Origin of the sequence: Paracoccus actinidiae, from assembly GCF_030863885.1 — a bacterium.
GTDB lineage: Bacteria > Pseudomonadota > Alphaproteobacteria > Rhodobacterales > Rhodobacteraceae > Paracoccus > Paracoccus everestensis.
In genome coordinates this window covers 3,031,621-3,058,170 of sequence record NZ_CP132956.1, presented here as the reverse complement: position 1 = coordinate 3,058,170, position 26,550 = coordinate 3,031,621, and the positions used below count along the sequence as shown (strand labels likewise).

Here is a 26,550-nt window from a genome sequence, read left to right as displayed (position 1 = left end):
GATCAAGGCCGGTTCGCGTGGGCATTGTCGCCATCCCCGAGGCAGGCCTTGCCACGCTCAGCGGCATCTTCGACGTTCTGAACAGCCTCGCCTGGCTTTCGGGAAACGAGGGCATCCCCGCCAATACCCCCTTTCAGGTCGAGTTGCTGGGAGAGGCGGACGGCCCGGTGCGGCTTGCCAGCGGCATCACCCTGCCGCTGCACGGGGCGGCCCAGGAACGGCCCTGCGACCTGATCATCGTGCCCTCGCTGTTCGTGCGCGACAGCGGCTGGATCCGCGGACGCTATCCCAGCCTTGCCGGATGGATCACGGAACGGCACGGGGCAGGGGCGACGATCTGTTCGGCCTGTTCGGGCCTGTTCCTGATCGCCGAGACGGGGCTTTTCGACGGGGTGGACGCGACGGTCCACTGGCCTTACGCGCGCAGGTTCAGCGACCAGTATCCAGCCGTGCGCGTGCATCCCGACCGCGCCCTGATCGTGTCCGGATCCAGAGGCGAGCTGGTCAGTTCCGGCGCCTCGACCAGTTGGCACGATCTGGTTCTGTACCTGATCGGTCGCGAGGCCGGGCCGGCTGCGGCGCAAGCCGTCTGCAAGGTCTTTGCCCTTCAACGCCATGTGGACGGGTTGGCGCCCTTCATGGTCTTCGATCCGCCGCGCAACCATGGCGACGCGGTGGTCGAGGCATCGCAAGCCTGGCTCGACACCCATGCCTCGGTCGCGTTTTCCGTCCGCGAGATGGTCAGCCGCTCGGGCCTGTCGGAACGCGGCTTCTCGCGCCGCTTCCAGGCGGCGACGGGCTATGCGCCTCAGGCTTATGTCCAGCATCTGCGGATAGAGCAGGCCAAGCGCCGGCTGGAGCGCACGAGCGAACCGATCGAACAGGTGGCCTGGGCCGTCGGCTATGAGGATCCCTCGGCCTTCCGCCGCCTGTTCCAGCGGATCGCGGGGATCACTCCCGGCCAGTACCGACGCCAGTTCGCGCAGCCTGTCGAGCAGTACCGGGCCTGACGCCGCATTCCAGCAAACGCCTCAGATCCGGCTGAAAAGGGCACGGACCAGCAAGCGGAAGGTCAGGATCTGGCGTTCCAGTTCATCGGGCTTGCCCAGCACCTTGCCCAGGATGATGCCACCTTCCAGCACGCCCGACAGCATATGCGCCAAATCCTCCAGATCGACCGGTTCTCGGGGCGGAGTGGTGGCGGCGATGTCCTGGAGGTATCCCAGGAAACGGGTGTTCCAGCGTTCCACGGCCTGGCGGTTGATCTCGCAAACCTCGCGGTCGAACAGGCGTTCCTGATAACAGACGCTTGCCACCAGGCAGCCGGGATGGCCGCTGGGCAGGTCGTGCATCACATCCGCCAAAAGCTTCAGCCCGATCAGGAAGGCTTGCAGCGGATCGTCGGCAAGGTCGCGGCCGCGGTTGAAGGCGGCGTCGAACACGGCCTCGTCGCTGGCGACATAGCGGCGCAGCATCTCGCGGGCCAACTCGTTCTTGTCCCGGAAATGGTAGAAGAAGCCCGACTTGGTCAGCCCGGCCTCGGCGATGACCTCGTCGATGGAGGTGGCGCCAAATCCCTTGGCCAGGACCGAGGCCTCGGCGATGGCAAGGATCCGTTCGCGCGTGGCCTCGCCCTTTCGTGGCTGGATGCCGTCGAACCGTACCGGCAGTATGGTTTTCGCCTTGGGTTCCTTGGCGCCGGAAGGGTGTTCGGGAGCGGGTGACATGACCAACCCTTTGTTATTGAAAGCAAAAATAGAAATTCATGTCTTACCGGACTGCAAGTGTTCTAGCTCGGGCATGACGGGACGTGGGATAACCCCGTTGTCCGATCCAGGACCGCAACCCGCAGTGTTTCCCTTATACCATTTCCGAGGTTAATGATGACGCAAAATCGCAAGACCCTTGCCCATATGAACGGCGGCCTTGTGCTGACCGATGGCGGCATGGAAACGACCCTGATCTTTCACGAGGGCCTGGACCTGCCCCATTTCGCGGCCTTTTCGCTGATCGCCAGCGGGGAGGGACGGGCCGCGCTGACGCGCTATTATGAAAGATACCTAGGCCTTGCGCGGGAAAGCCGCCTCGGCTTCATCCTCGATACGCCGACCTGGCGGGCCAGCCCGGACTGGGCGCCCCGCCTGGGCTATGATCTGGCGGCGCTGAGGCGCGTCAATATCGACGGGGTACGCTTTGTGCAGGATCTGCGCGACGAATGGTCATCGACCCTGTCGCCCTGCGTCATCAACGGGGTGATCGGCCCGCGCGGCGACGGCTATGTCGCAGGCACCATGGATCCGTCCGCGGCCGAGGATTATCACGCCTTCCAGGCTGAAGCCCTGGCCGCCGCCGGCGTGGACATGGTTTCGGCCATGACCATGAACACCATCGGCGAGGCGACCGGCATTGCCCGTGCGGCAGCAGCCCTTGGGCTGCCCCATGTGATTTCGTTTACGCTGGAAACCGACGGCCATCTGGTGGGCGGCGCCAGCCTGCGCGAGGCGATCGAGTCCGTGGACGAGGCGACCGGCGGATCGCCCGCTTATTACATGATCAACTGCGCCCATCCCCTTCATCTCGAAGGCGCGGTCGGCACGGGCGAAGCCTGGACTGCGCGGTTGGGCGGATTGCGGGCCAATGCCTCGACGCTCAGCCATGCTGAACTGGACGAGGCCGAGACATTGGACGAAGGCGATCCGGCCGACCTGGGCCGCCGCTATCGGGCGCTTCAACGCAGCCATCCCGGCCTGCGCGTGGTCGGTGGGTGCTGCGGGACAGACCACCGCCATGTCGAGGCGATCCGCGACGCCTGCCTGCACGCCGTCGCTTGAACCCGAACCCAGGCGTTGCCGGCTCGCGCCAATGCGGCCGCGTGCTGGCAACTTAACTAGGCCCGCTGCGGGAGGACAAAGCTCCTGCCCAAGCCGGCTTGACCCCCTGTCCATCCACATTTGCTGACGGATGCGGACCCATTGTGGCCAGTCCCGCACTCGTGCGCCACAGCAGCGATCGCAATGATGGCAGGGTATTTTTTGCAAAGGAATGAACAATGGCGACCTTCAACGGCTCCAACCTGCACGACCTCATCGACGGCACGACGCTGGATGATTTCATCTTCGGCCAAGGGGGCCACGACACGCTTCGGGGTGGCGGCGGCAACGACGTGATCCGTGCAGGATCCGGCCTCGATATCCTCGAGGGCGGATCGGGCAACGACCGGCTTTTCGCCGATATCGGCCCAAGCTCTCTGTTCGGCGGCGAGGGTTCGGATATCCTTGTGTCGGGCACCGGATCCGACCTGCTCAACGGCGGCAGCGGCATCGACCTTGCCAGCTATGAACAGGCCAGTGGCCGGGTCGTGCTGGACCTGACCATCGGCAGGGGCTTTCACGGTGACAGCATCGATTCGCTGGTGCAGATCGAAAACCTGCTGGGCGGCGATTTCGACGATGCATTGTCGGGCAATGCCGGCGCCAACGACCTTTACGGTGGCCGCGGCAATGACAACCTGAGCGGCCTGGGCGGCAACGACCGGGTTTACGGCCAGGATGGCAACGACAATGTTTACGGCCAAGCCGGGGACGACCTGCTGGAGGGTGGTGCGGGCAATGACACGCTTGACGGCGGCGCGGGCATCAACCGGCTTGAGGGTGGCACCGGCATCGACACGGCGGATTATTCGATGCTGACAACAGCGGCCGACATCAGGCTGAATATCGGGCAGGCCGTATCGGCCGACCGGGCCGATAAATTGGCCGGCATCGAGAACGTCAGGGCCACCAAGGCGTCGGACACCATCATCGGCGACAAGGTCGCGAACCGGATCGAGGGTGGCGGCGGCGACGACCGGATCGACGGCGGGACCGGCAATGACGTGCTGGCGGGCGGCAGCGGCAACGATCGCTTCATCTTCAAGGCCTCCGATATCTTCGGAAAGGGGCAGCGGCCGTTCGATTCAGGCGATGACCTGATCCTGGATTTCTCGCTGGCCGACAAGATCGACCTGTCGGGCCATGTGGATGCCACGACCTTTGCGGCACTCAGGGCAGGGGCGCGGCAGGTGGGCGAGGATGCGGTCATCCCATTGGGGGAGGACACGATCACCTTGGACAACTTCCAAGCGGCTGAACTTATCCCGTCGATGTTCCTGTTCTGAGCCTTCCCATCCAGCAAAAAGCCATGGTTCAGAGGCCGCCAAGCCTCTGGACCGAATGTGATCGCCAGCCTGCGTTCCCGCAGCATCGTTCGTTGATGCCCTGCGGGAAGCCCTGCTATCCAGGCAACGCCCTGTTGCAGTTGCTGCGTTTCTTACTGCGCATCTGCGGTTTGCAGCAGATCGGTGATCCGGCGGACGGAGGCGCGGCGGTTCTCGCGGATGTCGCCTTCCTGGCGCACCTGCGGGAATTGCTCTCCATAACCTTGCACGACGAGGTTCTCGGGCGGTACCTGGAAATACTCGGACAAGGCCAGGGCCACCGATTCTGCGCGGCGGTCGGAAAGCGCCAGGTTTGCCGCATCCGGTCCCACAAGGTCGGTATGCCCCTCGATCAGGAACACCTCGCGCGGATTTTCAGCAATGGCATCCTGGATGACGCCGCCCAGGGTGGAAAGCTGCCGGGCCTGGTCGGGAGAGATCGCGGCCGAGCCGCTGTCAAAGGTGATCGCATCGATATTGACAGGCGCGACCAGGGACCGGACTTCGGGGATGTTGCGGACCTGACCAAGGGTAAAGCGGCGGTCGATATCGATCTCGCGGCGAAACGCCTCTCGCAGGGCGGCCTCGTCGTCATAGGTGCCGGGGTTATAGACCGGCGCGGGGGCCGGCAGCGTCGCTATATCCACCGACTCGACCTCGGCCGTGTCGTCGATCAGGCGGGTCTGGGTGCCGTCGGGGGAAACCAGCGTGCGGCGCAGCACGCGCAGATCCGCGTCGCGGATGGTCACGACGCGGCTGCCATCGGCACGGGTCACGACCGTGCGCGACGATCCGTCATCGAAGTTCTCGGTCGCCACGGTGGATCCGGGCTGGCGCAGCAGGGCGACCTCGTCCTTGATCACCTCCTGGCTGCCGTCGGCGCGGGTCACCACGACCCGGTCGGGGGCACTCAGCGCGACCTGGCGGTTGTTGTTCAGATAGCTGCCGACCGCAACCGCGCCCAGGCCCAGCAGCAGGGCTTTGGCCAGGTCGTTGTCGTCGTCGTCATCGTTGTCGTCTCGCGCCTCCGCGCGCTGCTGATCGCGCCCCCGCAAGGCATCTCGCAGGCTTGTCTCGAAATCCTCGTCCGATGATCGGCTGTTCTCTCGGGTGATCCGCTGTTCGACAATCTTTCCCCGTTGGTCTTCGTTCAATGCAGCGGCACGGGCGGCCCGCCTTTCCCGCGCAGCCTGCCGGGCAGCTTCGGTCTGACGGGCATCCGCGTCCGCTGCGCGTGCCTGCTTCGGCGCAGGTTGGGCAGCCCTTTGCGGCGTGCCTTCGCCACGGGTCGTTATGTTGCGTTGCTGCTGTTCTTCCTGCTGACGGGCGTCCCGCACGGCCTGCTCGGCCGGGGCATTCGCCTTGGCTGGCTGGCGGCCGCCATTGTCATCGGGCCTAGCGTCCGGGGATTGCCTTTCGGACTGTCGCCGGGCCGGGCGTTCGGACTCCTGCGCGCGTGCGGCGGGGCGTTCCCGGTTCTGGTCGCGTTCGCGGCGCTCGGCCTGCTCGCGGCGCGGGGCGGCTTCCCCGCCTTGTTGAGACCTCTGGCGTTCCTCGGCCCGCCGGGGGTTTTTATCCTTCTGATCCTGCTCGGCACGCTCCTGCGTTCGGACAGATTGCCGTTCCTGTTGCACGCGTTCCTGCGCACGGTCTTTCCGCTGAGAGGCTGCCTCTTGCTTGTCCTGTGCAGCCTCGCGTCGCTGGCGTTCGCGTTGCGGGCGCTCGTCCCCGTGCTGGGCGGCAGGCTTGCGGGCTTGCTCGGGTCGTTCCTCGGCCTGCCTTGCAGGTGCTTCCTTCGATTGGCGGCGATCCTGGCCCCGATCCGCATCTTGCGCCTGCTCTCTGGCCCGCTGCGGCTTCCGCTCGTCCTTGGGCTGGTTTTGACGCTCCGCCCGCTGCGCCTGACCGCGGCGGACAGGCGGCTCCTCCCGCTCGGCCTGGGCCAGGCGCAGCGGCGCGTCGCCATGACCATCCGCGCTTCTGCCCGTAGATGCAGGGGCGATCACAAAGGCTTGCGAAACTTGCGGCAGCAAGAGCGACAGGCAGGCTGCGATAGCAGTTGTGTTGCGAACGATCCGACGCATGGCGTCTTCCTTCCTTCAAGCGGGGTCATCACCTGGCAGAAATAACCGTTTGGCACAGGTCGAAGTTCCGTGCAGGTCGCGGCGTCACAGGCCGCCGATGATCGCCAGCAGGCTTTGGTTCGTCTGCACGCCGGTAGGGACCCTGGCCGACCTGCCCGTCAACGGCAAGCGTGTGCAGTTCAGCGAGAACGTCTTCTACGAGATCTAGACGGGCAGAGTTCGGAAGGTCTGGTCGGTTATCGACAAGGCTGCCGTTGCGGCGCAGATTTGAACGGCTGCAAAAGAAACCTTGGCACGAAGGACCGTGTGCCGGGTCGGATGCAGAAGGCGACAAACTGGCACCCTTGCGCGATGAAAGGACAGCAAACCATGGATCTGGCAGATTGGTCGGCACGGACGCGTCCGGCGCAGGCGCCAATGGAGGGGCGTTATGTGCGGCTGGAACCGTTGGAACAGAGGCACGCCGACACGCTCTATCAGGCGGCATCGGCGGATGGCGCGGAAGATCGTTTCCGATGGCTGTTCGAGACCCCGCCCAAGGACCGCGCCGAATTCGACGCCTGGATCAGGACCGCAGCAGCCTCGACCGATCCGCTTTTCTTTGCCGTGATCGACAAGGCCACGGGTCGTGCCGAAGGCCGCCAGGCCTTGATGCGGATCGACCAGGCCCATGGGGTGATCGAGATCGGCAACATCATGTGGGGGCCTGCGCTTCGGCGGACGCGGGCCGCGACCGAGGCGCTTTACCTGTTTGCCGACCATGTCTTTGCCCTTGGCTATCGGCGGTTCGAATGGAAGTGCAACGACCTGAACACCCCCTCCAAACGCGCAGCCATCCGCTTCGGTTTTCGGCCTGAGGGCGTGTTCCGTCAGCACATGGTCGTCAAGGGCGCCAGTCGCGACACCGCCTGGTTCGGCATGACCGACGGGGACTGGTTGCACCTGCGCTCATGCTACGAGGCATGGCTTTCACCCGACAACTTTGACACGCGCGGGCGGCAACGCCGCAGGCTGGAGGAATGCAAGATATGACAACCGAACCTACCGCATCGGAAAAGCGCGTGGCTTTCCGGCAGATGCATGACAGGGGGTTTTTCCTGCTGCCGAATGCCTGGGATGCGGGCAGCGCCGTCCGCCTTGCCAGGGCCGGGTTTCGCGCGATCGCCTCGACCAGTGCCGGTGCAGCCTGGGCCGCAGGCAAGGAAGACGGAGAGCTTGGGCTTGCCGAAGTGCTGGATCATCTGCGGATGCTGGTATCGGCCACATCCTTGCCGGTGAATGCCGATTTCGAGAATGGCTTTGCGGATCGGCCCGAGGACGTGGCGCAGAATGTCTCGCTTGGCTTGGGAACGGGTGTCGCAGCCGTCTCGATCGAGGACTGGTCTGGAAGCGTCGTGTATGAAACCGCGTTGGCGGTGGAACGCCTGCAGGCTGCCCGCGCGGCAATCGACGCCATCGACCCGGCGGCCATGCTGATCGGACGAAACGAAAACTTTCGCCTGCCTGGGATGACAGCCGCCGCCAGCATCGCCCGCGCCGTGGCCTATGCCGAGGCCGGGGCGGATTGCCTGTTCGTGCCCTTCATTGCGGACCACGGCGCCGTGGCGGAATTGGTCGCGGCGGTCGCGCCAAAGCCGGTCAACGTCGTGGTGCATGATTATGACGACAATATCCGTGCCTTTGCGGCGCTTGGCGTCCGGCGTTGCAGCCTCGGCGGCAGCCTTGCCAAACGCTCGTGGGCGGCGTTCGATGACGCGGCGACGGTCCTTAGACAATGTGAACGCGAAGCCGTCAGCCGCGAGGGGTGACGGCGACTGCCGCCGGGCGTCCATTCCGCAGCATGGCGCAACCTTGCCTAGGCGATTGCTCCCATTGCATGAAGGCAGACACCGAGGCCCGCCGCCCCGGCAAGAACCGTTGTCATCCCAAGCTTCAGCCGGAACACGGCAACGAGGGCGAGCACGGACAGCACCGCTGCGATCCAGTCGATGGAGCCTGGGACCGGCAGTTCCATGGACAGGGGGCCGGCCTCGATCCGCTGCACTTCGCGCCAGATCACATGGACCGCGAACCAAATCGCCAGGTTCAGGATCACGCCCACCACCGAGGCGGTGACGGCCGTCAGGGCCGCGGACAAGGCCCGGTTGGCCCGCAGCCGCTCCATATAGGGGGCGCCCAGGAAGATGAAGGCAAAGCAGGGCGCGAAGGTGACCCAGGTGGTCAGCAACCCTCCCAGTGTCCCTGCCAGAAGCGCGCTTTCCCATCCGGCGTCGCGGAAGGCGCCCAGAAAGCCCACGAATTGCAGCACCATGATCAGCGGCCCCGGCGTGGTTTCGGCCATGCCCAGGCCGTCCAGCATCTCTCCGGGGCGGAGCCAGCCATAGGTTCCGACCGCCTCTTGCGCGACATAGGCCAGGACCGCATAGGCGCCGCCAAAGGTCACAACCGCCATCTTCGAGAAGAACAGCGCAATCTGTGCAAAGACATTGCCTTGCCCCAGGACAAGGACCAGAACGGCCACCGGCAGCAGCCACAGGATCAGCGCCGCCGCACCCGCCATCAGCGCACCACGCCGCGCCGCAGCCGGCATTTCGGCCATCTCCTCGCCAAGCAGCGTTTCAGCGTCATCGACATGGACCCCGCCGACCGACCCATGGCCGCCCGCCGGCGCAAAGGCGCGCAAGCCGGTCCGGGCACCCAGATAGCCGATCATCCCGGCGGTCAGCACGATCAGCGGAAACGGCGCATCGAAGGCGAAGATGGCGACAAAGGACAGCGCCGCGATCAGGCGCATGGCGTTGTTTTTCAGGGCTCGCCGGCCGATGCGGACCACGGCTTGCAGCACGATGGCCAGGATGGCTGCCTTGAGGCCGAAGAACAGCGCCTCGACCAGGCCCACATCGCCATAAAGGGCGTAAAGCCAGCTCAGCGCCATGATCGCGACCATACCGGGCAGCACGAACAGCCCGCCCGCGATCAAGCCCCCGCGCGTCCCGTGCAAGAGCCAGCCGATATAGGTGGCAAGCTGCTGCGCCTCGGGTCCCGGAAGAAGCATGCAGAAGTTCAGCGCGTGCAGGAACCGCCCGTCGCCGATCCACCGCTTTTCCTCGACAAGGATGCGGTGCATCACGGCGATCTGCCCGGCCGGTCCGCCAAAGGACAAAAGCGCGATCCGCGCCCAGGTGCGGGTGGCCTCGGCAAGGGTGGGAAATGGGGGCCGAGAGGCATGGGCAGCGGGCTTGCCGGGCACGCCCGGTTCAGGGGCAGTCCTGGCATCGGTCATGGCGCGGCTCCGGTCTTGGCATTGGGCCAGTTGTGGGTCTCGCCCGTGGCATCCCGTGCCCAGCGATAGAAGGCGTCATAGACCAGCATTCCGGCCTCGAGTTGTTCAAGATCGTCGGCATACATCCGCGACAGGCCCAGCGAGGCGGCAAGCAGACCGGCTGCCTCGGGCGCAAGATCAAGGCGCGCGGTATCCGCGCCCCGGACGATGGTGGCCAGCCTGTCCAGGGCCGGAAGGGACAGGCCCAACTCCATCAGCAGGACATCAAAGGTGCAAAGCTCTCCGCGATGGCTCCAGAAGGTGTCTTCGATATCATAGGCCATGCCGCCCCACTGCTCGGCCACCGCCATGACCTCCGAGGGTGCGACGTAAAGAAACACCGCTCTCGGATCGACAAAGCGGCGGATGAGCCAGGGACAGGCAATCCGGTCGATCTTGGGCCGCGCCCGGGTGACCCAGACCGTGCGGCCCTGATCGTCCCGCTTCGTGATCCTGCCGGGATCGACACGCGGCAGCCCGGCTGCGGTCCAGGCGGCTTGCCCACCCTCCAGATACTTAGCCGAAAGCCCGTGGTGCCGCAGCCACGCGGCCGTGCCCTGGCTCCGCCCATGCCCTTCGGCGCAGACCACGACCACGGCCTGACCGGCCAGCACCCCGGCAAGACGTCCAAGCGCGCCAGAGCACAGATCCGCTTCGTTCAGCGGCCGGGCACCCGGCAGCAGGCACGGTTCCGAGCCGCGCAGGGCCTCGCGCCGAACATCGAGAATGACGGGACATCGGGGCGTCCCGATCAGCTTTGACAGTTTCTCGGCAGTTATGGCATCAGGCGCGGCCATGCGTCCCCCGGGATCAGAGAGAATGGGTGGAACGCGCACTTCGGCTGTCGCCTCGTGGGGCGGCGCAGGCCCCATGCCGATGAGTAGAAATCGGAAGCCGCCTGACGTCAAGCCGTCACGCGCCGATCATGCCCGCGCCGTGGCAGGAGGGAAACCGCGTGAGAGGGCGGACTGCCCCAGACGAGCAGGGCAGCAACGCGTGGACCGGCCGCCGTTCAGATCGCAATCCGTATCGCGTCGGGCAACCGCACGCGCCCCACCCTGTGCATCGGCATGGGACAGGGGATCGCTGTGGCCGTTGATCGGGCACGGAATGTGGTCCCAGCCCAAAAACCACTTCTGAAATCCGGGAAAGTGACGTAAGGGGTCTGCATCTGCGAACCGCAGATGCAGACTGGGTGACCGGGCCCCTCTGGCGGATGTGGCGGCACATTCGCGATGTCGGCACTGACCCTGAACCAGCCGCTTGGACCTTTATTCTTATGGAACACGGAATGCCTTCTGATGGCGCGGCCGCGCGGCCGCTCCTTCGCTATTTCACCTGGGCGTTTATCGTCACGGCCATCGGCCTGATGCTTGGCGCCTATCTGGGCTGGCAGATGACCGGCACCTTTGGCGGAATGCTGACGATCTTCTTCATCTGCACCGTCCTGGCGGTGCTCGAGATCTCGTTGTCCTTCGACAACGCGATCGTCAATGCCAACAAGCTGAAGGAGATGACGCCTGTCTGGCAGCGCCGCTTCCTGACCTGGGGCATCCTGATCGCCGTCTTCGGGATGCGGATCGTCTTTCCGCTGCTGATCGTGGTGGTGGCCGCCCGGATCGGCCCGTGGGAGGCCATTGTGCTGGCCGCCGCACAGCCCGAGGAATACGCCCGCATCATGCATGACGCCCATCTGCCCATCGCGGCCTTTGGCGGCACCTTCCTGATGATGGTGGGCCTGTCCTTCTTCTTCGACCACGAGAAGGACGTTCACTGGGTTCGCTGGCTGGAAGCCAAGATGCAGAAATATGCCACGATCCGCGGCATCGAGGTCGCTCTGGTGCTGTCGCTCATTCTCGTCTTCTCGAGTTTTCTGGACCCGGTCGAATCCGAGGTCTTCTTCAAGTCCGCCATCTGGGGCCTGCTGACCTTTCTGCTGGTCGAGGTGCTGGGCGGGCTTCTGGACAGCACCCAGGAAACCCTGGTCGCGGGTGCCAAGGGCGGTCTGGGAGCCTTTCTGTATCTGGAGGTTCTGGACGCGTCCTTCAGCTTTGACGGCGTGATCGGGGCCTTTGCGCTGACCCAGAACCTGTTCATCATCGCCATCGGCCTGGGCATCGGGGCCATGTATGTGCGATCTATGACCATCATGCTGGTCGAGAAGGGGACGCTGGCCCAGTATCGCTATCTGGAACACGGCGCCTTCTACGCCATCATCGCGCTGTCGGTGATCATGTTCCTGCAATCCTTTGTCCATATCCCCGAGGTCATCACCGGCCTGGGGGGCGCGGCGCTGATCGGCGTCTCGCTGTGGTCCTCGATCCGCTGGAACAGAAGGTCCTCCGCCCAGGCAGGCGAGTGACAAAAACCCGGCCGCGGATTGATCCGCGGCCGGGTTCATGGACGAGTCTCCTGCTTAGGGACTCCGACGGACTTGTCCTGCAAAAACCGTTCACGACTCCGGTCGGACCGGCTTTCATCCGACATTGCCAAAGGGGCGGCACCGGCCGCCCCAGCAGCCATCAAATCACATTCCCGCAGGTTCAGAAGCCGCGCAGCCGTGAGCCTTTAGGCCATTGAGAGTCTTCTGTTTGAATGTCGAGAATTATCCTTGCGGATCGGTTCCTGACTGGGAAGAACGCTGGCGCTGATCGAGCTGTCGATGCTCTCGATCTCGGAATAACCGATGGTGTCGTAAAGCTCTGTCCTTGTCTGCATTCCGGCCAAGGTCGGCTGTGTCGTGATCGCGTATCGCGGCATAAAGCCGTTCTGCTCCTTGTTCCCCACCCGCCGGGTCGACCCCGGCCAGATCACCCTCATATAGCCAAGTTCCTGCAACGCGGCACCATTCTGCAACAAGGTCACGCATTGCGCCAGACCGTCGCGTCGTCATCACCAGGATGGGTGTGTCACCGCCTCCAGGATTTCAGCCGCGCCCGAAAATCTCATGCAAGGGCAGGCGCTTATTCAGTGTCCTGCTCCCGCAGCGAAAGGCGTGACAAAGACAAATTTGCGTGGCTGTCGAAGAAATAACCCCCGTTTCCGGGGGTTGCAGGTGTTTGTCAGATCGCAAGATCACCAAGCGACTTGCCCGCTTCCAAAGCCTCGACAATCCAACTCGGCTTGCGCCCGCGGCCGCTCCAGGTCAGATCGGGATTTTCCGGGTGGCGGTATTTCGCCTCGGCTTTCTGCCTAGCGGGTTGAGCAGCCAGCATATCTTCCAGCGAGGAAAACCCTGCGGCCTTTGCAATCTCGGTGGCCTTCGCGATGGCTTCCTTCTTCTTGCGGTTTTGGAAATCGGCAATGGCCGCTGCTGATTTCTTGTTGATCTCTTTCAACTGCTCGAGTGACAGCTCGTTGTAATTGATGTCCATGGCGCGCTCCTGAAACGATGCATTTCAATACAAAGGGCATCCCATTCAGGGAAGCCCGAAAAATTGCATGGCTTTGGGAATTGGCCGCCGAAACCGGGCGCATCCCATTTCAGGAACCATTCAGGCCTGCACAGGATTGTCGGTTATAGCTTACTGGTATTCCCGATCCACAATCGGCGTTAACCCGCCATGCCGCGTTTCCTTTCGGAACGCTTTTGACCCCGACGCTGTTTCCGACATGATCGAAGGAGTAGCCCGATGGTCCGAGAGGTCCTTGTCACGGCCCTTGCTCTTGTCGCTGCCTGGAGCTCGAGCAGCCTGGTCTTCGCGCGTCTGGACGAGAGCCGGGTTCGGCAGCCGGTGCCCCCTGCGGCAGTGCAATCACCCTCGGTTCCGACCCGTACCGATCCTCACGCTCTCGCGGATGGAAAGCCGGTCCACTCGCGGCCCCGTTCCGTAAAATCCATGCCGTCGCAACTGGCACTTACGACCGCCGCTGCTCCCTTGCCGCGCCCAAGCCAGGTCGAGACGGCACGCCCGCATCCGCGTCCCGCCACGGCCGTCCAGATCCTGAAGGGTGCGCCCATTCCCCTGCCGCCCGCATCGTTGCGCAATGCCAGCGACCTGTCCTGCATTGCCGTCGCCATCTATCACGAGGCGCGCGATCAGGATGACTTTGGCCAGCGTGCCGTCGCCTCGGTGATCCTTCAGCGTGCAGCCTTGCCCCAACGGTGGGGTGGCACGGCTTGCGACAATCTTGTTCCGACGCAGTTCAGCTTTCTGACCTCGCGCTATGACTATGCACCGATCGACGACATGGAGGCCTGGCGAAAGGCGGTGCGGCTGGCGGCCCGCGCCCTTGTCGAGGGGCCGATGCCGGAACTGAAGGGCGCGGATCATTATCACACCACGGCCGTCACCCCTGACTGGGCGCCAGAGATGAAGCGGGTGCGGCTGATCGACGATCATATCTTCTATGTCGATCCCCGGTCGTCTGCGCTTTGACAATCCAGCCGACGTGCCGGGCTTGTGGACCCGGGAAGATGCATTGCCCCCTCAGGCAGCCTTGTCCTTGGCCTCGGGCTGACCGGAGGCAGGGGATTGCACGGCGGATCCAGCAGGCTGGGGTTTTTCGTCAGCGCGGCGCAGCACGATCAGGCCAGAACCGACGATCAATATTGCCCCCCCGATCATTCCGGGGGCGGGGACATCCTTGAACACGACGAACCCAAGCAACGCGCCCCAGACCAGCAAGGAATATTGCAAGGGGGCAACCACCGACGCATCGGCCAGCTTGAGCGATCGTGTGACCAGCATATGGGCGCCCGTGGCAACGACCCCCAGCAGGAACAGCAAACCCAGATCTCCATATGACCTGAGTCGCTGCCAGTCGAACGGCGCCAGCAGCAGGCCAGCCACGGTCGCGGCTGCAAGCTGGAACAGCACCAGATCGCGGTCGGGCGTTTCGCGCAGGGACCGGCCAAGGATGACCATTACGGCGAAGGCTGCCGTGCCCAAAAGCGCAAACAGAACCCCAAGGCCGGAAATCTGAAGCGAGGGGGTCAGCAAGATCAGCACGCCTGCAAATCCCATTGCAACCGCAGTCCAGGTTTTTGCCGAAACGCGCTCTCCCAACAGCAGGGGCGAGACCGCAACCACATAGATGGGCGCGGCCATCCAGAAGGCCATGACATCGACCAGGGGCATATAATAAACGGCAAGATAGAAGCAGAACACCTCGGCCGTGGCGCAGATCGCCCGCACGGCTTGCAGACGGGGGCGGGACGCGGCCTTGAACCGCGCCGCGATGCCTTGGCCACGCAGGAAAAAGGGCGCCATCATCAGTCCCGCCGCAAGCGAGCGGAGCAGGATGACCTGCGCGACCCCGTAATCCGCCACCAGCCATTTGCCGATCGTGTCGTTCAGCGCGAATGCCGCCATGCCCAGCAGCATCAAAAGCGCGCCGGCCAGATTGCCAGACATCAACTATCCCGCGTCAAAGTTTTTGATGAAATGCTCGCGGCGCACTCGTGTCGCCGCGAGCCAAGGTCAAGCGGTGCGATCAGTTCGACCCGCGCAGTTCCGCCAAGGCCTTTTGCACCTGGTCCACGACATCGGCGCCGATGGCGTCCTTGTGCTTTTCATAGACGACCTGGGATTTCTCCAGCATCTCCTCCTGATCCTCGGGAGAGATGGTGTTGAACTTCAGGCCGGCCTCTTGCATCTTCGCCAGCGATTCCTGGTTCAGCTTCTGGATGGCCTCGCGTTCGACATCGCGCCCGACAATCGCGCAATCGCGCAGCGCCTGTTGTTCTTCCGGCGAATAGGTGTTGAAGATCGCCTTCGAAAACAGGAACAGGAACGGCGTATAGGCGTGCTTCGTCTCGCTGATATATTCCTGCACCTCGTAGAACTTCGAGGTGTCGATGGTCACGTAGGGGTTTTCCTGCGCATCGATCGCCTTGGTTTCCAGCGCCGAGAAGACCTCGCCAAAGGACATGGGCGTGGCGTTGGCCCCGAAGTTCGAGAAGGTGTCGAGGAAGATGTTGTTCTGCATCACGCGAACCTTCATCCCCTCGAAATCCTCCCATTTGGTGATGGGCCGCTGAGAGTTCGACATGTTGCGGAAGCCGTTTTCCCAATAGGCGAGGTTGACCAAGCCCACCTCGTCCAGCTTCTGGTTCAGCATATCGCCGAACTCGCCGTCCATGATGGCATAGGCTTCTTCCGGGGTGCGGAACAGGAAGGGCAGGTCAAAGACGCCAAGCGCGGGCACCATCCCCACCAGGGGCGAGGACGAGGTGACGACCGCTTCCTGCAGGCCGCTGCGCAGTGCCTGCGTGGCCTGCAGGTCGCCGCCAAGCGCGCCCCCCCAGAACCCCTGCATCTTCATCTTGCCGCCGGTCTTTTCGTCCAGGCAGGCCTGCATCGCCTGCATACCGTTGTTGACCGGGTGGTCTTCGTTGATGCCGTTGGACACCCGGAACGTGCGCTCCTGGAACTGGGCCAGGGCAGGGCCGGCGGCGGTCAGTGCGGTTGCCGCGCAAAGGGCGGCCGTCAGGATGGTGTGTTTCATGGTATTTCCTCCCGTTTCGTTTGTATGCGTTCAGTAGAACCAGTTTGCCGGAACGATTACGATGCTGGGGAATGCCACCAGCAGCAGCAGAACCAGGATCTGCGCGATCAGGAACGGCCAGACCCCGATGATCACCTTGCCCAGCGGCACCCGCCCGACGCCGCTGACGACGTTCAGCACGACGCCCACCGGCGGCGTCAGCAGCCCGATGCAGCAGTTCATGATGAACATGACGCCGAAATAGATCGGGTCGATGCCCGCCTTGGCGATGATGGGCATCAGCACCGGGGTCAGGATCAGGATCGTAGGCGTCAGGTCCAGGGCCGTGCCGACGATCAGGATCAGGATCATGATGGCCAGCATCAGCAGCTTCGGGTTCTCGATCAGCGGCTCGATATAGCCGGTGATTTCGGCCGGAATGTTGGCGGCGGTGATCAGCCAGGCCGACACCAGGGCCGCGCAGACCAGGAACATGATCGCCGCCGTGGTTCGCCCGGCCGCGATCAGCACGGCGGGCAGGTCGGCCAGCTTCAGTTCGCGATAGACGAACATGCCGACGAACAGGGCATAGAAGGCCGCGATCACGGCGGCCTCGGTCGGGGTAACGACGCCCAGCTTGATGCCGCCCAGGATGATGACCGGCATCCCGAGCGCCCAGGCCGCCCGGCCCGAGGCCCGCCCCCGGTCGGCCCAGCTTGCGCGGGGCAGGGTATCCACGCGGTCGTTGCGGGCCACGATCATCCAGGTCACGGCCAGCGAGACACCCATCAGGACGCCCGGCACGATGCCCGCCATGAACAGCTTGGAGATGGACACGTTGGCCGCCACGCCAAAGATGATGAAGGCCATCGAGGGCGGGATCACCGGCGCAATGACGCCGCCTGCCGCGATCAGCCCGGCAGACCTGGGCACGTTATAGCCCGCCCGCGCCATCATGGGGATCAGGATCGCCGCCAGGGCCGCCGTGTCCGCAGCAGCCGAGCCCGAGATCGAGGCCATGATGACCGCCGCGATGATCGCCACAAGGCCCAGGCCGCCGCGGATATGGCCCACGCAGGTGATGGCAAAGTCGATGATCCGCTTGGACAGCCCGCCCGCGTTCATCAACTCGCCCGCGAGGATGAAGAACGGGATCGCCAGCAGCGTAAAGGTATCCGCCCCGATCAGCATGTTCTGGGCGATGATCTGGGTGTTGAACATGCCCATGTAGGACATGAGCACGACTCCGCAGAAGATCAGCGCGAAGGCGACCGGCGCGCCGATGGCCATGGCCCCCAGCAGCGAGACGATGAAGATCAGCAGCGTCATTCCATGTGTCCCCGGGTGCTGCCCTCCGGCAGGGTATCGTCATGGTCGCCGCCAAAGGCGGCAATCTCGGCATCGGTCACCCTGCCGGTCAGCAGGCGGAACAGCCGCTCGGCCGTGATGACGATGATGCCGATGCCGGCGAACAGGCCGATGCCATAAACCCAGGCCATCGACAGGCCCGTGACAGGCGCGCTCATGCTGGCATTGATGGGAAGCTGCTTCCAGGTGCCCACGGCCAGCACGCCTGCGCAGGCCAGGATCAGCAGGTCGGACAGGCCCATCAGCACGGTCCGGCCCCGGCGGCCGAAGCGGGCCACCAGGGTTTCCATTCCCATGTGCTGGTGGTGGTAATGGGCCACGACCGCGCCGATAAAGGTCAGCCAGACAAAGGCAAAGCGCGACAATTCGTCCGACACGGCGATGCCCGAGTTCATGGTATAGCGCATCACGACGTTGACAAAGACCATGATCGCCATCGTGGCCAGCAGCAGCGCCAGAAGGATGTCGAGGAACCGGAAGAACAGATGCACCGCGCGCGCCATGTCAGATCCTTTCGCCAAGGCCGCGCCCGACCAGATTGCGCATCAGCGCGCCGACGCCGAAATCCCATGGGGGGCACCGGTCGGTGCGGTCCACCCAGTTGATCAGCCGGCCCAGGCGGGGGGATGCAATCTCGACCCGGTCGCCTACCTCGTGGGTGAAGCCCTGGCCCGCGCCGCGGCGGTCCTTGACCGGGGCGAACATGGTGCCCAGAAACAGCACCGCCCCGTCGGGATACTGGTGCGAGCGGTTCAGAAGCTGGCCCACCAGATCGGCGGGGCTGCGGCTGATTGCCTCCATCGGGCTTTCGCCGGTCATCACGAAGCCGTCCTCGCCCTCGACCCGCAGCGAGACACGGATCCGGGCCAGGTCATCGGGGGTAAACGCGTCGTCGAACAGGCGGATGAAGGGGCCGATCGCGCAGGAGGCGTTGTTGTCCTTGGCCTTGCCCAGCAGCAGGGCGGAACGACCCTCGACATCGCGCAGGTTGACGTCGTTGCCCAGGGTTGCGCCCAGGATCGCGCCGTCCGACCGCACCACCAGCACGACCTCGGGTTCGGGGTTGTTCCATTCCGAGATGGGATGGATGCCGACCTTGTCGCCGCATCCGACCGCCGACATGGGCTGGGCCTTGGTGAAGATCTCGGCATCCGGGCCAATGCCCACCTCCAGGTATTGGGACCACAGCTCCATTTCCTGCAGCAGCGACTTGACCTGCGCTGCCTTGTCAGACCCCGCCTTGACGCCGCGCAGGCTGTCCCCGATCACGGGGGCCAGGCGGGCACGCACGTCCTGGGCGCGGGCGCTGTCGCCGCGGGCCTGTTCCTCGATCACGCGTTCCAGCATGCTGTCGGCAAAGGTGACGCCTGCGGCCTTGACGGCCTGCAGGTCGACCGGTGCCAGCAGGCGGCCCGCCGTCCCGTCCAGGAAGTCGTCCAAGGCACCCAGATCGAGCAGATCTTCGGCGGCTATACCCGCTTTCAGATCCGGCCGTTCCAGAAGGCCCGACATCGTGGCCGATACACCCGACAGATCGAAAACCCGGCCGTTCCGCAGAATGGCGGGGCAGGGGCCGCCCTGACGGTTGGACCAGACGCGCGCCAGCAAGATCGCACGATCCGTGTCATCCGGCAAAAGCATGGATGCGTTTACGGCCTGTTGCAAAGCCACCTGTTTTCTCCCCCTCCGGTCGGTGCCCTCCAGCACCGGGCTGTCGATGTCAGACAACCGTATGATCGGACCATAACGAGGAGGAAACCGTCTTGTCCACGGAAATTTCGCGGCGCCGGCCTACGCCGTCAGGCATAGACCTCCAGCTTCAGGGCGACGCGATCTGCAGAATTGCGCATATGTTCCCTCATCGCCTCGCGCGCGCGTAAGGGATCGCGTGCGGCGATGGCATCGCGCAGAGTGCGATGTTCGTGGCTGACGATTGCCACGATTTCATCAAGTTGCAGCCGTTCGCGCGAGGCGACGATGGTCTGCATGATCCGGTCCGATATGGCGCCAAGGAACTGGACGAAATAATCGTTGCCGGTCGCCACTGCGATGGTCCGGTGGAAATCCAGGTCGGCGATGATGCCGTCGTTCGCACGTTCGCCCGTGGCGGTGATGCGGGCCAGGGCCTCGTCCATCTGCTGCAGATGTTCGGTCCGGTGATAGCTGGCGGCAAGGCCCGCCGCCTCGATTTCAAGCGGCACCCGCAACTGGAACAGGTCGCGGAAGGCGTGCTTGTCCATCTCGCCCCCGTCGTCCAGGCGGATGTGGCGGGTCGGACGCTCGGTCACGAAGGCGCCTACGCCCTGGCGCGTCTCGATCATGCCTTCGTTGCGCAGCTGCGCGATGGCTTCGCGGATGACGGTGCGGCTGACGCCGAAGCTTTTCGACAACGCAAGTTCCGTGGGCAGCCTGTCGCCCGGCTTCAGCGCGCCTTTCTGGATCTGCCGCGAGAACTGAGTCGCGATGCGGGTCGGCAAATGTTCCGTGCGCATGATCTGGGTAAAATCGCCGTTCATTGTCCAACTCCTATGGTGTCTGCCCTTGTCCGGGTCAGGACAGATCGACCTGGCAGCCGGGGTTCATCGTCATCTTCGGGTCCAGCGCAGTCTTGACCCGGGCAAGAAGCTGACGCCTTACCGCAGGCAAACGGTCGTCGAAATCAGCCTTTTTCAACCGACCGATGCCGTGTTCCGCGCTGATCGAGCCGTTGTATCGATCCAGAACCTCGTTCACGATCTTCTTTGCCGTCAGGATCTGGGCGTCGATGCCGGTGGGGTCTTGGGCAAAGTCCGGCAGGACGTTCAGATGAACATTGCCGTCGCCCACATGACCATAGGACACGCAGATGCAGCCCGGCATCCGCGCCGTGATCGCGGCTTCGGCCTCGGCCACGAAATCGGCCAGACGCGACAGCGGCACCGACACGTCGGTCCGCAGGTGCCGGCCACGCTGGGCCTGGCCCAGGTTCATGCCCTCGCGGATCGCCCAAAGGTTCCTGGCCTGCGCCTGCGATTGGGCAACAACCCCATCGACGGCAAGGCCGGATTCGAACGCGGCCTCCAGAAAGCGGTGCATCAGGTCGTCGATATCGACCAGACCCGAGCCTGCGATCTCGATCAGGGCATAGGCGGGATAGGTCGCCTCCAGCGGGATCGGCAGATCCGGCATCGCTTCCTTTGCCAAGTCGATGGCCAAGGGCGGCATGAACTCGAAGGCCGACATCAGGTCGCAGCAATCCCGTCGCGCGCGGCGGTACAGCTCGATCGCGTCCTCCAGCCGGGACAGGGCCACCAGGGCGGTCGCCACCTGGTCGGGCGCGGGCAGCAGCTTGACCGATACGGCGGTGATGATGCCCAGCGTGCCTTCCGCGCCGATGAACAGCTGCTTGAGGTCGAGGCCGCTGTTGTCCTTGCGCAGTTGCGACAGACCCTCGAACAGCTGGCCGTCGGGCAGCACCACCTCCAGCCCCAGAACAAGGTCGCGCGTCATGCCATAGCGCAGGACGTTCACCCCGCCCGCATTGGTCGAGACATTGCCGCCGATTTGGCAACTGCCCTGCGCCCCCAGGGTCAGCGGGAAATACAGGCCCGCCGCCGCGACGGCATCCTTGACCTGCTCCAGAACCGTTCCCGCCTCGATTACCGCCGAAAAGTTCTCGGCGTCCAGGCTGCGGATGCGGTCCATGCGCTCAAGGGTGATGACCACTTGCCTTGCGGGGCGGTCGGGGACGGCCCCCAGCACCAGGCCGGTATTGCCGCCCTGCGGAACGATCTGCAGATCCAGGGCCACGGCGGCGCGAACGCAGGCCTGGACCTCTGCCGTGTCGCGTGGGCGCAGGACCGCAAGCGCGCTGCTTTGCACATCGCCATGCCAGTCGCGGCAATAGGGCAGGACGGCATCCCCGGACAGGACCATGTCGGGGCCAAGCATCCGGGTCAGCGTGTCCGCATGGGACTGGCCTTGAAAATCGGTGGGGCTTTCGGCTGTCATGCCGGGCTGTCCATGAGGGTCGTTCATCGCCGCGCCTTGGGGATATTTATGTTTGCAGGTCATCAGACAATCATACTAATCTAAATCATCCGAATTTCTACCGGGATCTAGGGAGGAGCGCACGAATGCATATCCTGACCATTGGGGCCGCCGGGATGCTGGGGCGAAAGCTGACCGAACGGCTGGTGCAAATGGGGGAATTGGGGGGAAGGCCGCTTGAGGCAATGACCCTGGTCGATGTGGTCACGCCCGATGCCCCCCAAGGGTTCGGGGGCCAGCTTCGGCTGGTCGCCGCTGACCTGTCAGCACCCGGCACCGCCGCGCAACTGATCCAGTCACGGCCCGACGTGATCTTCCATTTCGCCGCCATCGTATCCGGCGAGGCCGAGGCGGATTTCGAAAAGGGCTATCGGATCAATCTTGATTCGACCCGCGACCTGTTCGAGGCGATCCGTCTTGCCCATGACGCCGACGGCTATTTCCCGCGCGTGGTATTCGCCTCGTCTATTGCGGTGATGGGGGCGCCGCTGCCCTATCCGATCCCGGACGACTTCCACACGACGCCGCTGACAAGCTATGGCACGCAAAAGGCGATCAGCGAATTGCTGCTGGCCGATTACACCCGGCGCGGGTTCTTTGACGGGATCGGCATCCGTCTGCCCACGATCTGCATCCGCCCCGGCAAGCCGAACAAGGCGGCATCGGGGTTCTTTTCCAGCATCCTGCGCGAACCCCTGGTCGGGCAAGAGGCCGTCCTGCCGGTGCCCGACAGCGTCCGGCACTGGCATACCTCGCCGCGTTCGGCGGTGGGCTTCATGATCCACGCGGCCACCATGGATCTGTCCGCCGTCGGGCCAAGACGCAACCTGTCCATGCCGGGCGTCAGCGCGACCGTGGGCGAGCAGATCGAGGCCCTGCGCCGGGTCGCGGGCGAAGGCGCGGTCCGGCTGATCCGCCGGGAACCCGATGCGGCCATCACCCGGATGTGCGAAGGCTGGGCCCCGGGTTTCGAGGCAACGCGCGCACGCCACCTGGGCTTTGTTTCGGAAGACAGCTTCGATGACATCATCCGCGCGCATATCGAGGATGAGCTGGGCGGCACGGCATGACCCGGATCGCGTTCCTGGGCACCGGGCTGATGGGCGCCCCGATGGTTCGGCGGCTGCTGGCGGCGGGCCATCATGTCACCGTCTGGAACCGCACGCCTGAAAAGGCGCAGACGCTGGCTGAAGCGGGCGCGGTGCCTGCCCCTGATCCCGCGCGGGCCGTGGCCGGTGCAGAAATCGTGTTCACCATGCTGGCGGACGGACCGGCGGTGGCCGATGTGCTGTTTTCGCGCGGCGCCGCCGATGCCATGAGCGAGGACACGGTGCTGATCGACACCTCCTCGATCACGCCCGCACTGGCCCGCGATCATGCACAAACCCTTGCCCTCAAGGGTATTCATGCAATCGACTGTCCCGTTTCCGGCGGCGTCGCGGGGGCCGAGAACGGCACACTTGCGCTGATGGCCGGGGGCGAGGCCGCGGTGATCGCCCGGATCGCCGGGGTCATGGCCGTGCTGGGCCGGTTGACCCATGTCGGGCCTGCCGGGGCAGGGCAGGTCTGCAAGCTGGCAAACCAGCAGATCGTCGCAATCACCATCGGCGCCGTGGCCGAGGCGATGATGCTTGTCTCCTCGGGCGGGGCGGACCGCGCCAAGTTCCGCGAGGCGATCCGTGGCGGTTTCGCCGAAAGCCGCATCCTGGAACTGCACGGCGCCCGGATGATCGCCCGCGACTTTGAACCCGGCGGGTCTTCCCGGTTCCAGTTGAAGGATCTGAACGCCGTCGCGGATCTGGCGGCAAGCGCGGGGCTAACCCTGCCGCTGACCGAAACAGTGCGGGCGGGTTTCAGCGACTTCGTGGCCTCGGGCCATGGCGACACAGATCACAGCGGGCTGCTGCTTCATCTTGAAGCGATGAACGCCGCGCATCCCGAAGCAAGGACGACCGATGACCGCACCTGACAGCCCGCCCCGCCGCCTGCGTTCGCAGGACTGGTTTGACAACCCCGACCATGCCGACATGACCGCGCTTTATCTTGAACGGTTCATGAACTATGGCACTACGCCCGAAGAATTGCGGTCGGGCCGACCCATCATCGGCATCGCCCAGTCGGGCAGCGACCTGAACCCCTGCAACCGGCACCACCTGGATCTGGCCCGCCGGGTGCGCGACGGCATCCGCGACGCAGGCGGCATCCCGATCGAGTTTCCCAGCCATCCGCTGTTCGAGAATTGCAAGCGACCCACGGCGGCGCTGGACCGCAACCTGGCCTATCTGGGCCTGGTGGAACTGCTCTATGGCTATCCCTTCGACGGGGTCGTGCTGACCACGGGCTGCGACAAGACCACGCCGTCCGCCATCATGGCGGCGGCAACAGTCGATATTCCGGCCATTGTTCTGTCGGGCGGGCCCATGCTGGACGGGTGGCACGAGGGAAAGCTGGCCGGGTCGGGAACCGTGATCTGGCAATCGCGCCGCAAATACGCGGCGGGCGAGATCACCCGCGACGAGTTCCTCCAGACGGCCTTGGACAGCGCGCCCTCCATCGGGCATTGCAACACGATGGGCACGGCCTCCACGATGAACGCCATTGCCGAGGCGCTTGGCATGTCGCTGACCGGCTGCGCCGCCATCCCCGCCGCCTATCGCGAACGGGGCCAGATCGCCTATCGCACAGGCTTGCGTGCGGTTGAACTGGTGAACGAGGATATCCGGCCCTCGGACATCCTGACGCGCGGGGCCTTCCTGAACGCGATCCGCGTCAATTCGGCCATCGGCGGGTCCACCAACGCGCAGCCGCACCTGATGGCGATGGCCAGGCACGCGGGCGTTGCGCTTGATCCGTCCGACTGGCAGACGCATGGCTATGACGTGCCGCTGCTGGCCAATGTCCAGCCCGCCGGCGCCTATCTGGGCGAACGCTTCCACCGCGCGGGCGGGGTGCCCGCGATCATGTGGGAACTGATGGGGGCGGGGCTGCTGGATGGCGACTGCCCGACCGTGACCGGCAAGACCATGGCCCAGAACCTCGCGGGCCGCGAGGCCACCGACCGCGAGGTGATCCGCCCCTTCGATGCGCCGCTGATGGACCGCGCGGGCTTCCTGGTGCTGAAGGGCAACCTGTTCGACTTCGCGATCATGAAGACCAGCGTGATCTCGGAAGACTTCCGCGCCCGATATCTGTGCCAGGCGGGCCACGAGGGCGTGTTCGAGGGCACGGCCTTCGTCTTCGATGGGTCCGCCGATTACCACGCCCGCATCAACGACCCGGACCTGCCCATCGACGAGAACTCGATCCTGGTGATCCGGGGGGCGGGGCCGCTTGGCTGGCCCGGCGCGGCCGAGGTGGTCAACATGCAGCCGCCCGACCGTCTGATCCGGCGCGGCATCCGCAGCCTGCCCACCCTTGGCGATGGGCGGCAGTCTGGGACGGCGGACAGCCCGTCGATCCTGAACGCCTCGCCGGAAAGCGCGGCGGGGGGCGGGCTGGCCTTCCTGCGCACGGGCGACCGCATCCGCATCGACCTGAACCACGGGCGGTGCGACATGATGGTGGACGATGCCGAGATCGCCCGCCGCCAGGTCGAGGGGCTGCCGCCCGTCCCGCCCTCGGCGACGCCCTGGCAGCAGATCTACCGCGAAACGGTGACGCAGCTTGCCGACGGTGCCACCATCCGCGGCGCCGACGACTTCCGCCGCATCAGCGCGACCCTGCCCCGTCATAACCACTGATGCGGCAGGCGCCCCTGTCCGACCAGCCGTCCAAGGAGACCCGAAGATGTCCATTTCCCTGTTTGATCTGACGGGCAGGACGGCGCTTGTCACCGGCTCGTCGCGTGGGCTGGGCCGGGCCTTCGCGGAAGGATTGGCCGGGGCAGGCGCGCGCGTCATCCTGAACGGCCAGGACGGTGACCGGCTGGAAGCAGCCGCCACTGAAATGCGTTCCCAAGGGCATGACGTGCTGACGCTTGCCTTTGACGTGGCCGACGAAGACGCCGTCGTCGCGGCCTTCCAGCGGCTGGATACCGAAGGCGTTGACATGGACATTCTGGTCAACAACGCGGGCATCCAGTTCCGCCGCCCCATGCTGGAACTGGACAGCGCCGACTGGCGGCGGGTGATCGACATCAACCTGACCTCGGCCTTTGTCATCGGCCGAGAGGCCGCCCGACGCATGGCCGTGCGCGGTCGGGGCAAGATCATCAATATCGGCTCGGTCAACTCGCAGATGGCCCGCGCCACCATCGCCCCCTATACGGCGGCAAAGGGCGGCATCGTGATGCTGACCAAGGCTATGGCCGCCGAATGGGGCGAAAAGGGCATCCAGGCCAATGCCATCGGACCGGGCTATATGGTCACGGAGATGAACAAGGCCTTGCTGGACAACCCCGACTTCGATGCCTGGGTCAAGGGACGCACGCCGATGCGCCGCTGGGGTCTGCCCAGGGAACTGGCCGGCACGGTGATCTATCTGGCGTCAGATGCTTCAAGCTATGTGTCCGGCCAGATCATCTATGCCGATGGCGGCATGACCTCGGTGCTGTGACGGGCTCCCGGTCCATCTCCGATGTCCCTTGACGTCGCCGTCTGACCGGAGCCAGCGTCACTTACCTGCAGTCCCCTGCTCGACGATGTCCGAAACATCTGCAGTAGGATCGGGCCAGAGCTTTCCGCTTCCGCAGGAACGCATAACTCATTGACGCGTGCAGAAGTGATAACAACAGACCCCGAGAGGCCCAATACAGGCGGCTCTAGAAGATAATCGCGTCACTGGCAGACCTCCTGTCTAGCAGGAATCTTGAGCGCGCGAGGGGACTAAAACTGTCATGATACAACTGATCAACCTATGCAAACGCGAGCATCGGAGCCTGCAAAGACGGGCAAAGGGATTGTTTTTGGCCTTGGCACCGGAAAGTGCGGATCTTAATCCTTGGCGATTCCTTTAAACGGCCAGCCTGAAACGCTCTGCTTTCATGAGATCAACTCGTCGTCCATGGCGCGGTCGGATGCCGAAGCAACAATCGGATCCGTGATGCGGGACTTCATCGCTATTCTCGGTGGTGGAGAACTGGACATGACAGCGGACCCAGTGGTGCCAAATCGAAATGCCCCGCT

Annotated in this window: 25 protein-coding genes; 12 read left to right on the top strand and 13 right to left on the bottom strand. The window is 64.5% G+C overall.

Translation table 11 applies throughout. From position 1 onward, the window contains the following. Positions 1 to 17 precede the first annotated feature (17 nt). Complete coding sequence (locus Q5701_RS15220) at positions 18 to 1,010, top strand: GlxA family transcriptional regulator (RefSeq protein ID WP_306751845.1); 993 nt, start codon at positions 18 to 20, stop codon at positions 1,008 to 1,010. A gap of 21 nt (positions 1,011 to 1,031) precedes the next feature. Here Q5701_RS15220 and Q5701_RS15215 read toward each other — a convergent pair whose 3' ends face one another. After that, a complete protein-coding gene (locus Q5701_RS15215) occupies positions 1,032 to 1,727 on the bottom strand; it encodes a TetR/AcrR family transcriptional regulator (protein ID WP_306751844.1) in 696 nt (231 codons plus the stop codon). Positions 1,728 to 1,913: 186 nt separating this feature from the next. Between Q5701_RS15215 and Q5701_RS15210 the strand changes: the two genes are divergently transcribed. Both Q5701_RS15210 and Q5701_RS15205 read left to right on the top strand, forming a co-directional pair. Continuing rightward, the gene (locus Q5701_RS15210; protein ID WP_306751843.1) at positions 1,914 to 2,831 is read left to right on the top strand and encodes a homocysteine S-methyltransferase family protein; all 918 of its coding nucleotides are present in this window, start codon (positions 1,914 to 1,916) and stop codon (positions 2,829 to 2,831) included. Between the two features lie 218 nt (positions 2,832 to 3,049). Next, complete coding sequence (locus Q5701_RS15205; protein ID WP_306751841.1) at positions 3,050 to 4,156, top strand: calcium-binding protein; 1,107 nt, start codon at positions 3,050 to 3,052, stop codon at positions 4,154 to 4,156. 152 nt (positions 4,157 to 4,308) lie between these two features. Here the strand turns inward: Q5701_RS15205 and Q5701_RS15200 are convergent, their stop codons facing one another. After that, the gene (locus tag Q5701_RS15200) at positions 4,309 to 5,532 is read right to left on the bottom strand and encodes an OmpA family protein (protein ID WP_306751840.1); all 1,224 of its coding nucleotides are present in this window, start codon (positions 5,530 to 5,532) and stop codon (positions 4,309 to 4,311) included. Between Q5701_RS15200 and Q5701_RS15195 the strand changes: the two genes are divergently transcribed. The 3 genes from Q5701_RS15195 (at position 5,497) to Q5701_RS15185 (ending at position 8,087) form a co-directional block, all read left to right on the top strand. Beyond that, complete coding sequence (locus Q5701_RS15195) at positions 5,497 to 6,324, top strand: hypothetical protein (protein WP_306751839.1); 828 nt, start codon at positions 5,497 to 5,499, stop codon at positions 6,322 to 6,324. The two genes, Q5701_RS15200 and Q5701_RS15195, sit on opposite strands and share 36 nt — an antisense overlap. Positions 6,325 to 6,648: 324 nt before the next feature. Then, positions 6,649 to 7,311, top strand: a complete 663-nt coding sequence (locus Q5701_RS15190; protein ID WP_306751838.1) for a GNAT family N-acetyltransferase — start codon at positions 6,649 to 6,651, stop codon at positions 7,309 to 7,311. Then, positions 7,308 to 8,087: an isocitrate lyase/PEP mutase family protein gene (locus tag Q5701_RS15185; protein ID WP_306751837.1), complete on the top strand. Its 780-nt coding sequence runs from the start codon at positions 7,308 to 7,310 to the stop codon at positions 8,085 to 8,087. Before Q5701_RS15190 ends, Q5701_RS15185 begins: the two co-directional genes overlap by 4 nt. 47 nt (positions 8,088 to 8,134) lie before the next feature. Here the strand turns inward: Q5701_RS15185 and chrA are convergent, their stop codons facing one another. Then, positions 8,135 to 9,562: a chromate efflux transporter gene (gene chrA / locus Q5701_RS15180; protein ID WP_306751836.1), complete on the bottom strand. Its 1,428-nt coding sequence runs from the start codon at positions 9,560 to 9,562 to the stop codon at positions 8,135 to 8,137. Beyond that, positions 9,559 to 10,398 (bottom strand): chromate resistance protein ChrB domain-containing protein, encoded by an 840-nt coding sequence (locus tag Q5701_RS15175; RefSeq protein WP_306751835.1) that lies wholly within the window; start codon positions 10,396 to 10,398, stop codon positions 9,559 to 9,561. Before Q5701_RS15175 ends, chrA begins: the two co-directional genes overlap by 4 nt. A gap of 494 nt (positions 10,399 to 10,892) precedes the next feature. Here Q5701_RS15175 and Q5701_RS15170 point away from each other — a divergent pair, with 494 nt between their 5' ends. Next, the gene (locus Q5701_RS15170; protein WP_306751834.1) at positions 10,893 to 11,963 is read left to right on the top strand and encodes a DUF475 domain-containing protein; all 1,071 of its coding nucleotides are present in this window, start codon (positions 10,893 to 10,895) and stop codon (positions 11,961 to 11,963) included. Between the two features lie 206 nt (positions 11,964 to 12,169). Here Q5701_RS15170 and Q5701_RS15165 read toward each other — a convergent pair whose 3' ends face one another. Together Q5701_RS15165 and Q5701_RS15160 are read right to left on the bottom strand one after the other, a co-directional pair. Continuing rightward, positions 12,170 to 12,466, bottom strand: coding sequence for a hypothetical protein (locus tag Q5701_RS15165; RefSeq protein ID WP_306751832.1), 297 nt, complete (start codon positions 12,464 to 12,466; stop codon positions 12,170 to 12,172). A gap of 197 nt (positions 12,467 to 12,663) precedes the next feature. Next, positions 12,664 to 12,975, bottom strand: a complete 312-nt coding sequence (locus tag Q5701_RS15160; RefSeq protein ID WP_306751831.1) for an H-NS histone family protein — start codon at positions 12,973 to 12,975, stop codon at positions 12,664 to 12,666. 258 nt (positions 12,976 to 13,233) lie between these two features. Between Q5701_RS15160 and Q5701_RS15155 the strand changes: the two genes are divergently transcribed. Next, a complete protein-coding gene (locus Q5701_RS15155; RefSeq protein ID WP_306751830.1) occupies positions 13,234 to 13,980 on the top strand; it encodes a cell wall hydrolase in 747 nt (248 codons plus the stop codon). A 51-nt stretch (positions 13,981 to 14,031) separates the two neighbouring features. Here the strand turns inward: Q5701_RS15155 and Q5701_RS15150 are convergent, their stop codons facing one another. The 7 genes from Q5701_RS15150 to Q5701_RS15120 all read right to left on the bottom strand — a co-directional run bounded on the left by Q5701_RS15150 (position 14,032) and on the right by Q5701_RS15120 (position 21,415). Beyond that, the gene (locus tag Q5701_RS15150) at positions 14,032 to 14,958 is read right to left on the bottom strand and encodes a DMT family transporter (protein ID WP_306751829.1); all 927 of its coding nucleotides are present in this window, start codon (positions 14,956 to 14,958) and stop codon (positions 14,032 to 14,034) included. Between the two features lie 79 nt (positions 14,959 to 15,037). After that, entirely contained in the window at positions 15,038 to 16,051 is a 1,014-nt protein-coding gene (locus Q5701_RS15145) for a TRAP transporter substrate-binding protein (protein WP_234853218.1), read from the bottom strand. Between the two features lie 30 nt (positions 16,052 to 16,081). After that, positions 16,082 to 17,359 (bottom strand): TRAP transporter large permease, encoded by a 1,278-nt coding sequence (locus Q5701_RS15140; protein ID WP_306751828.1) that lies wholly within the window; start codon positions 17,357 to 17,359, stop codon positions 16,082 to 16,084. Continuing rightward, a complete protein-coding gene (locus Q5701_RS15135) occupies positions 17,356 to 17,901 on the bottom strand; it encodes a TRAP transporter small permease (RefSeq protein WP_306751826.1) in 546 nt (181 codons plus the stop codon). The genes Q5701_RS15140 and Q5701_RS15135 overlap by 4 nt, the downstream gene beginning before the upstream one ends. A 1-nt stretch (position 17,902) precedes the next feature. After that, the gene (locus tag Q5701_RS15130; RefSeq protein WP_306751825.1) at positions 17,903 to 19,039 is read right to left on the bottom strand and encodes a fumarylacetoacetate hydrolase family protein; all 1,137 of its coding nucleotides are present in this window, start codon (positions 19,037 to 19,039) and stop codon (positions 17,903 to 17,905) included. Positions 19,040 to 19,197: 158 nt separating this feature from the next. Beyond that, on the bottom strand, positions 19,198 to 19,914 hold the full coding sequence (locus tag Q5701_RS15125) for a FadR/GntR family transcriptional regulator (protein WP_306751823.1): 717 nt from the start codon (positions 19,912 to 19,914) through the stop codon (positions 19,198 to 19,200). 34 nt (positions 19,915 to 19,948) lie between these two features. Further along, complete coding sequence (locus Q5701_RS15120) at positions 19,949 to 21,415, bottom strand: FAD-binding oxidoreductase (RefSeq protein WP_306751822.1); 1,467 nt, start codon at positions 21,413 to 21,415, stop codon at positions 19,949 to 19,951. 98 nt (positions 21,416 to 21,513) lie between these two features. On the opposite strand from Q5701_RS15120, the gene denD reads away from it, so the two are divergent. The 4 genes from denD to Q5701_RS15100 are packed head-to-tail and all read left to right on the top strand — an operon-like array spanning position 21,514 to position 25,981. Beyond that, a complete protein-coding gene (gene denD / locus Q5701_RS15115; RefSeq protein ID WP_306751821.1) occupies positions 21,514 to 22,497 on the top strand; it encodes a D-erythronate dehydrogenase in 984 nt (327 codons plus the stop codon). Then, the gene (locus Q5701_RS15110; RefSeq protein WP_306751820.1) at positions 22,494 to 23,396 is read left to right on the top strand and encodes an NAD(P)-dependent oxidoreductase; all 903 of its coding nucleotides are present in this window, start codon (positions 22,494 to 22,496) and stop codon (positions 23,394 to 23,396) included. Before denD ends, Q5701_RS15110 begins: the two co-directional genes overlap by 4 nt. Then, positions 23,383 to 25,167: an IlvD/Edd family dehydratase gene (locus tag Q5701_RS15105; RefSeq protein WP_306751818.1), complete on the top strand. Its 1,785-nt coding sequence runs from the start codon at positions 23,383 to 23,385 to the stop codon at positions 25,165 to 25,167. Before Q5701_RS15110 ends, Q5701_RS15105 begins: the two co-directional genes overlap by 14 nt. 46 nt (positions 25,168 to 25,213) lie before the next feature. After that, a complete protein-coding gene (locus tag Q5701_RS15100; RefSeq protein ID WP_306751817.1) occupies positions 25,214 to 25,981 on the top strand; it encodes an SDR family oxidoreductase in 768 nt (255 codons plus the stop codon). Positions 25,982 to 26,550: the final 569 nt, after the last annotated feature.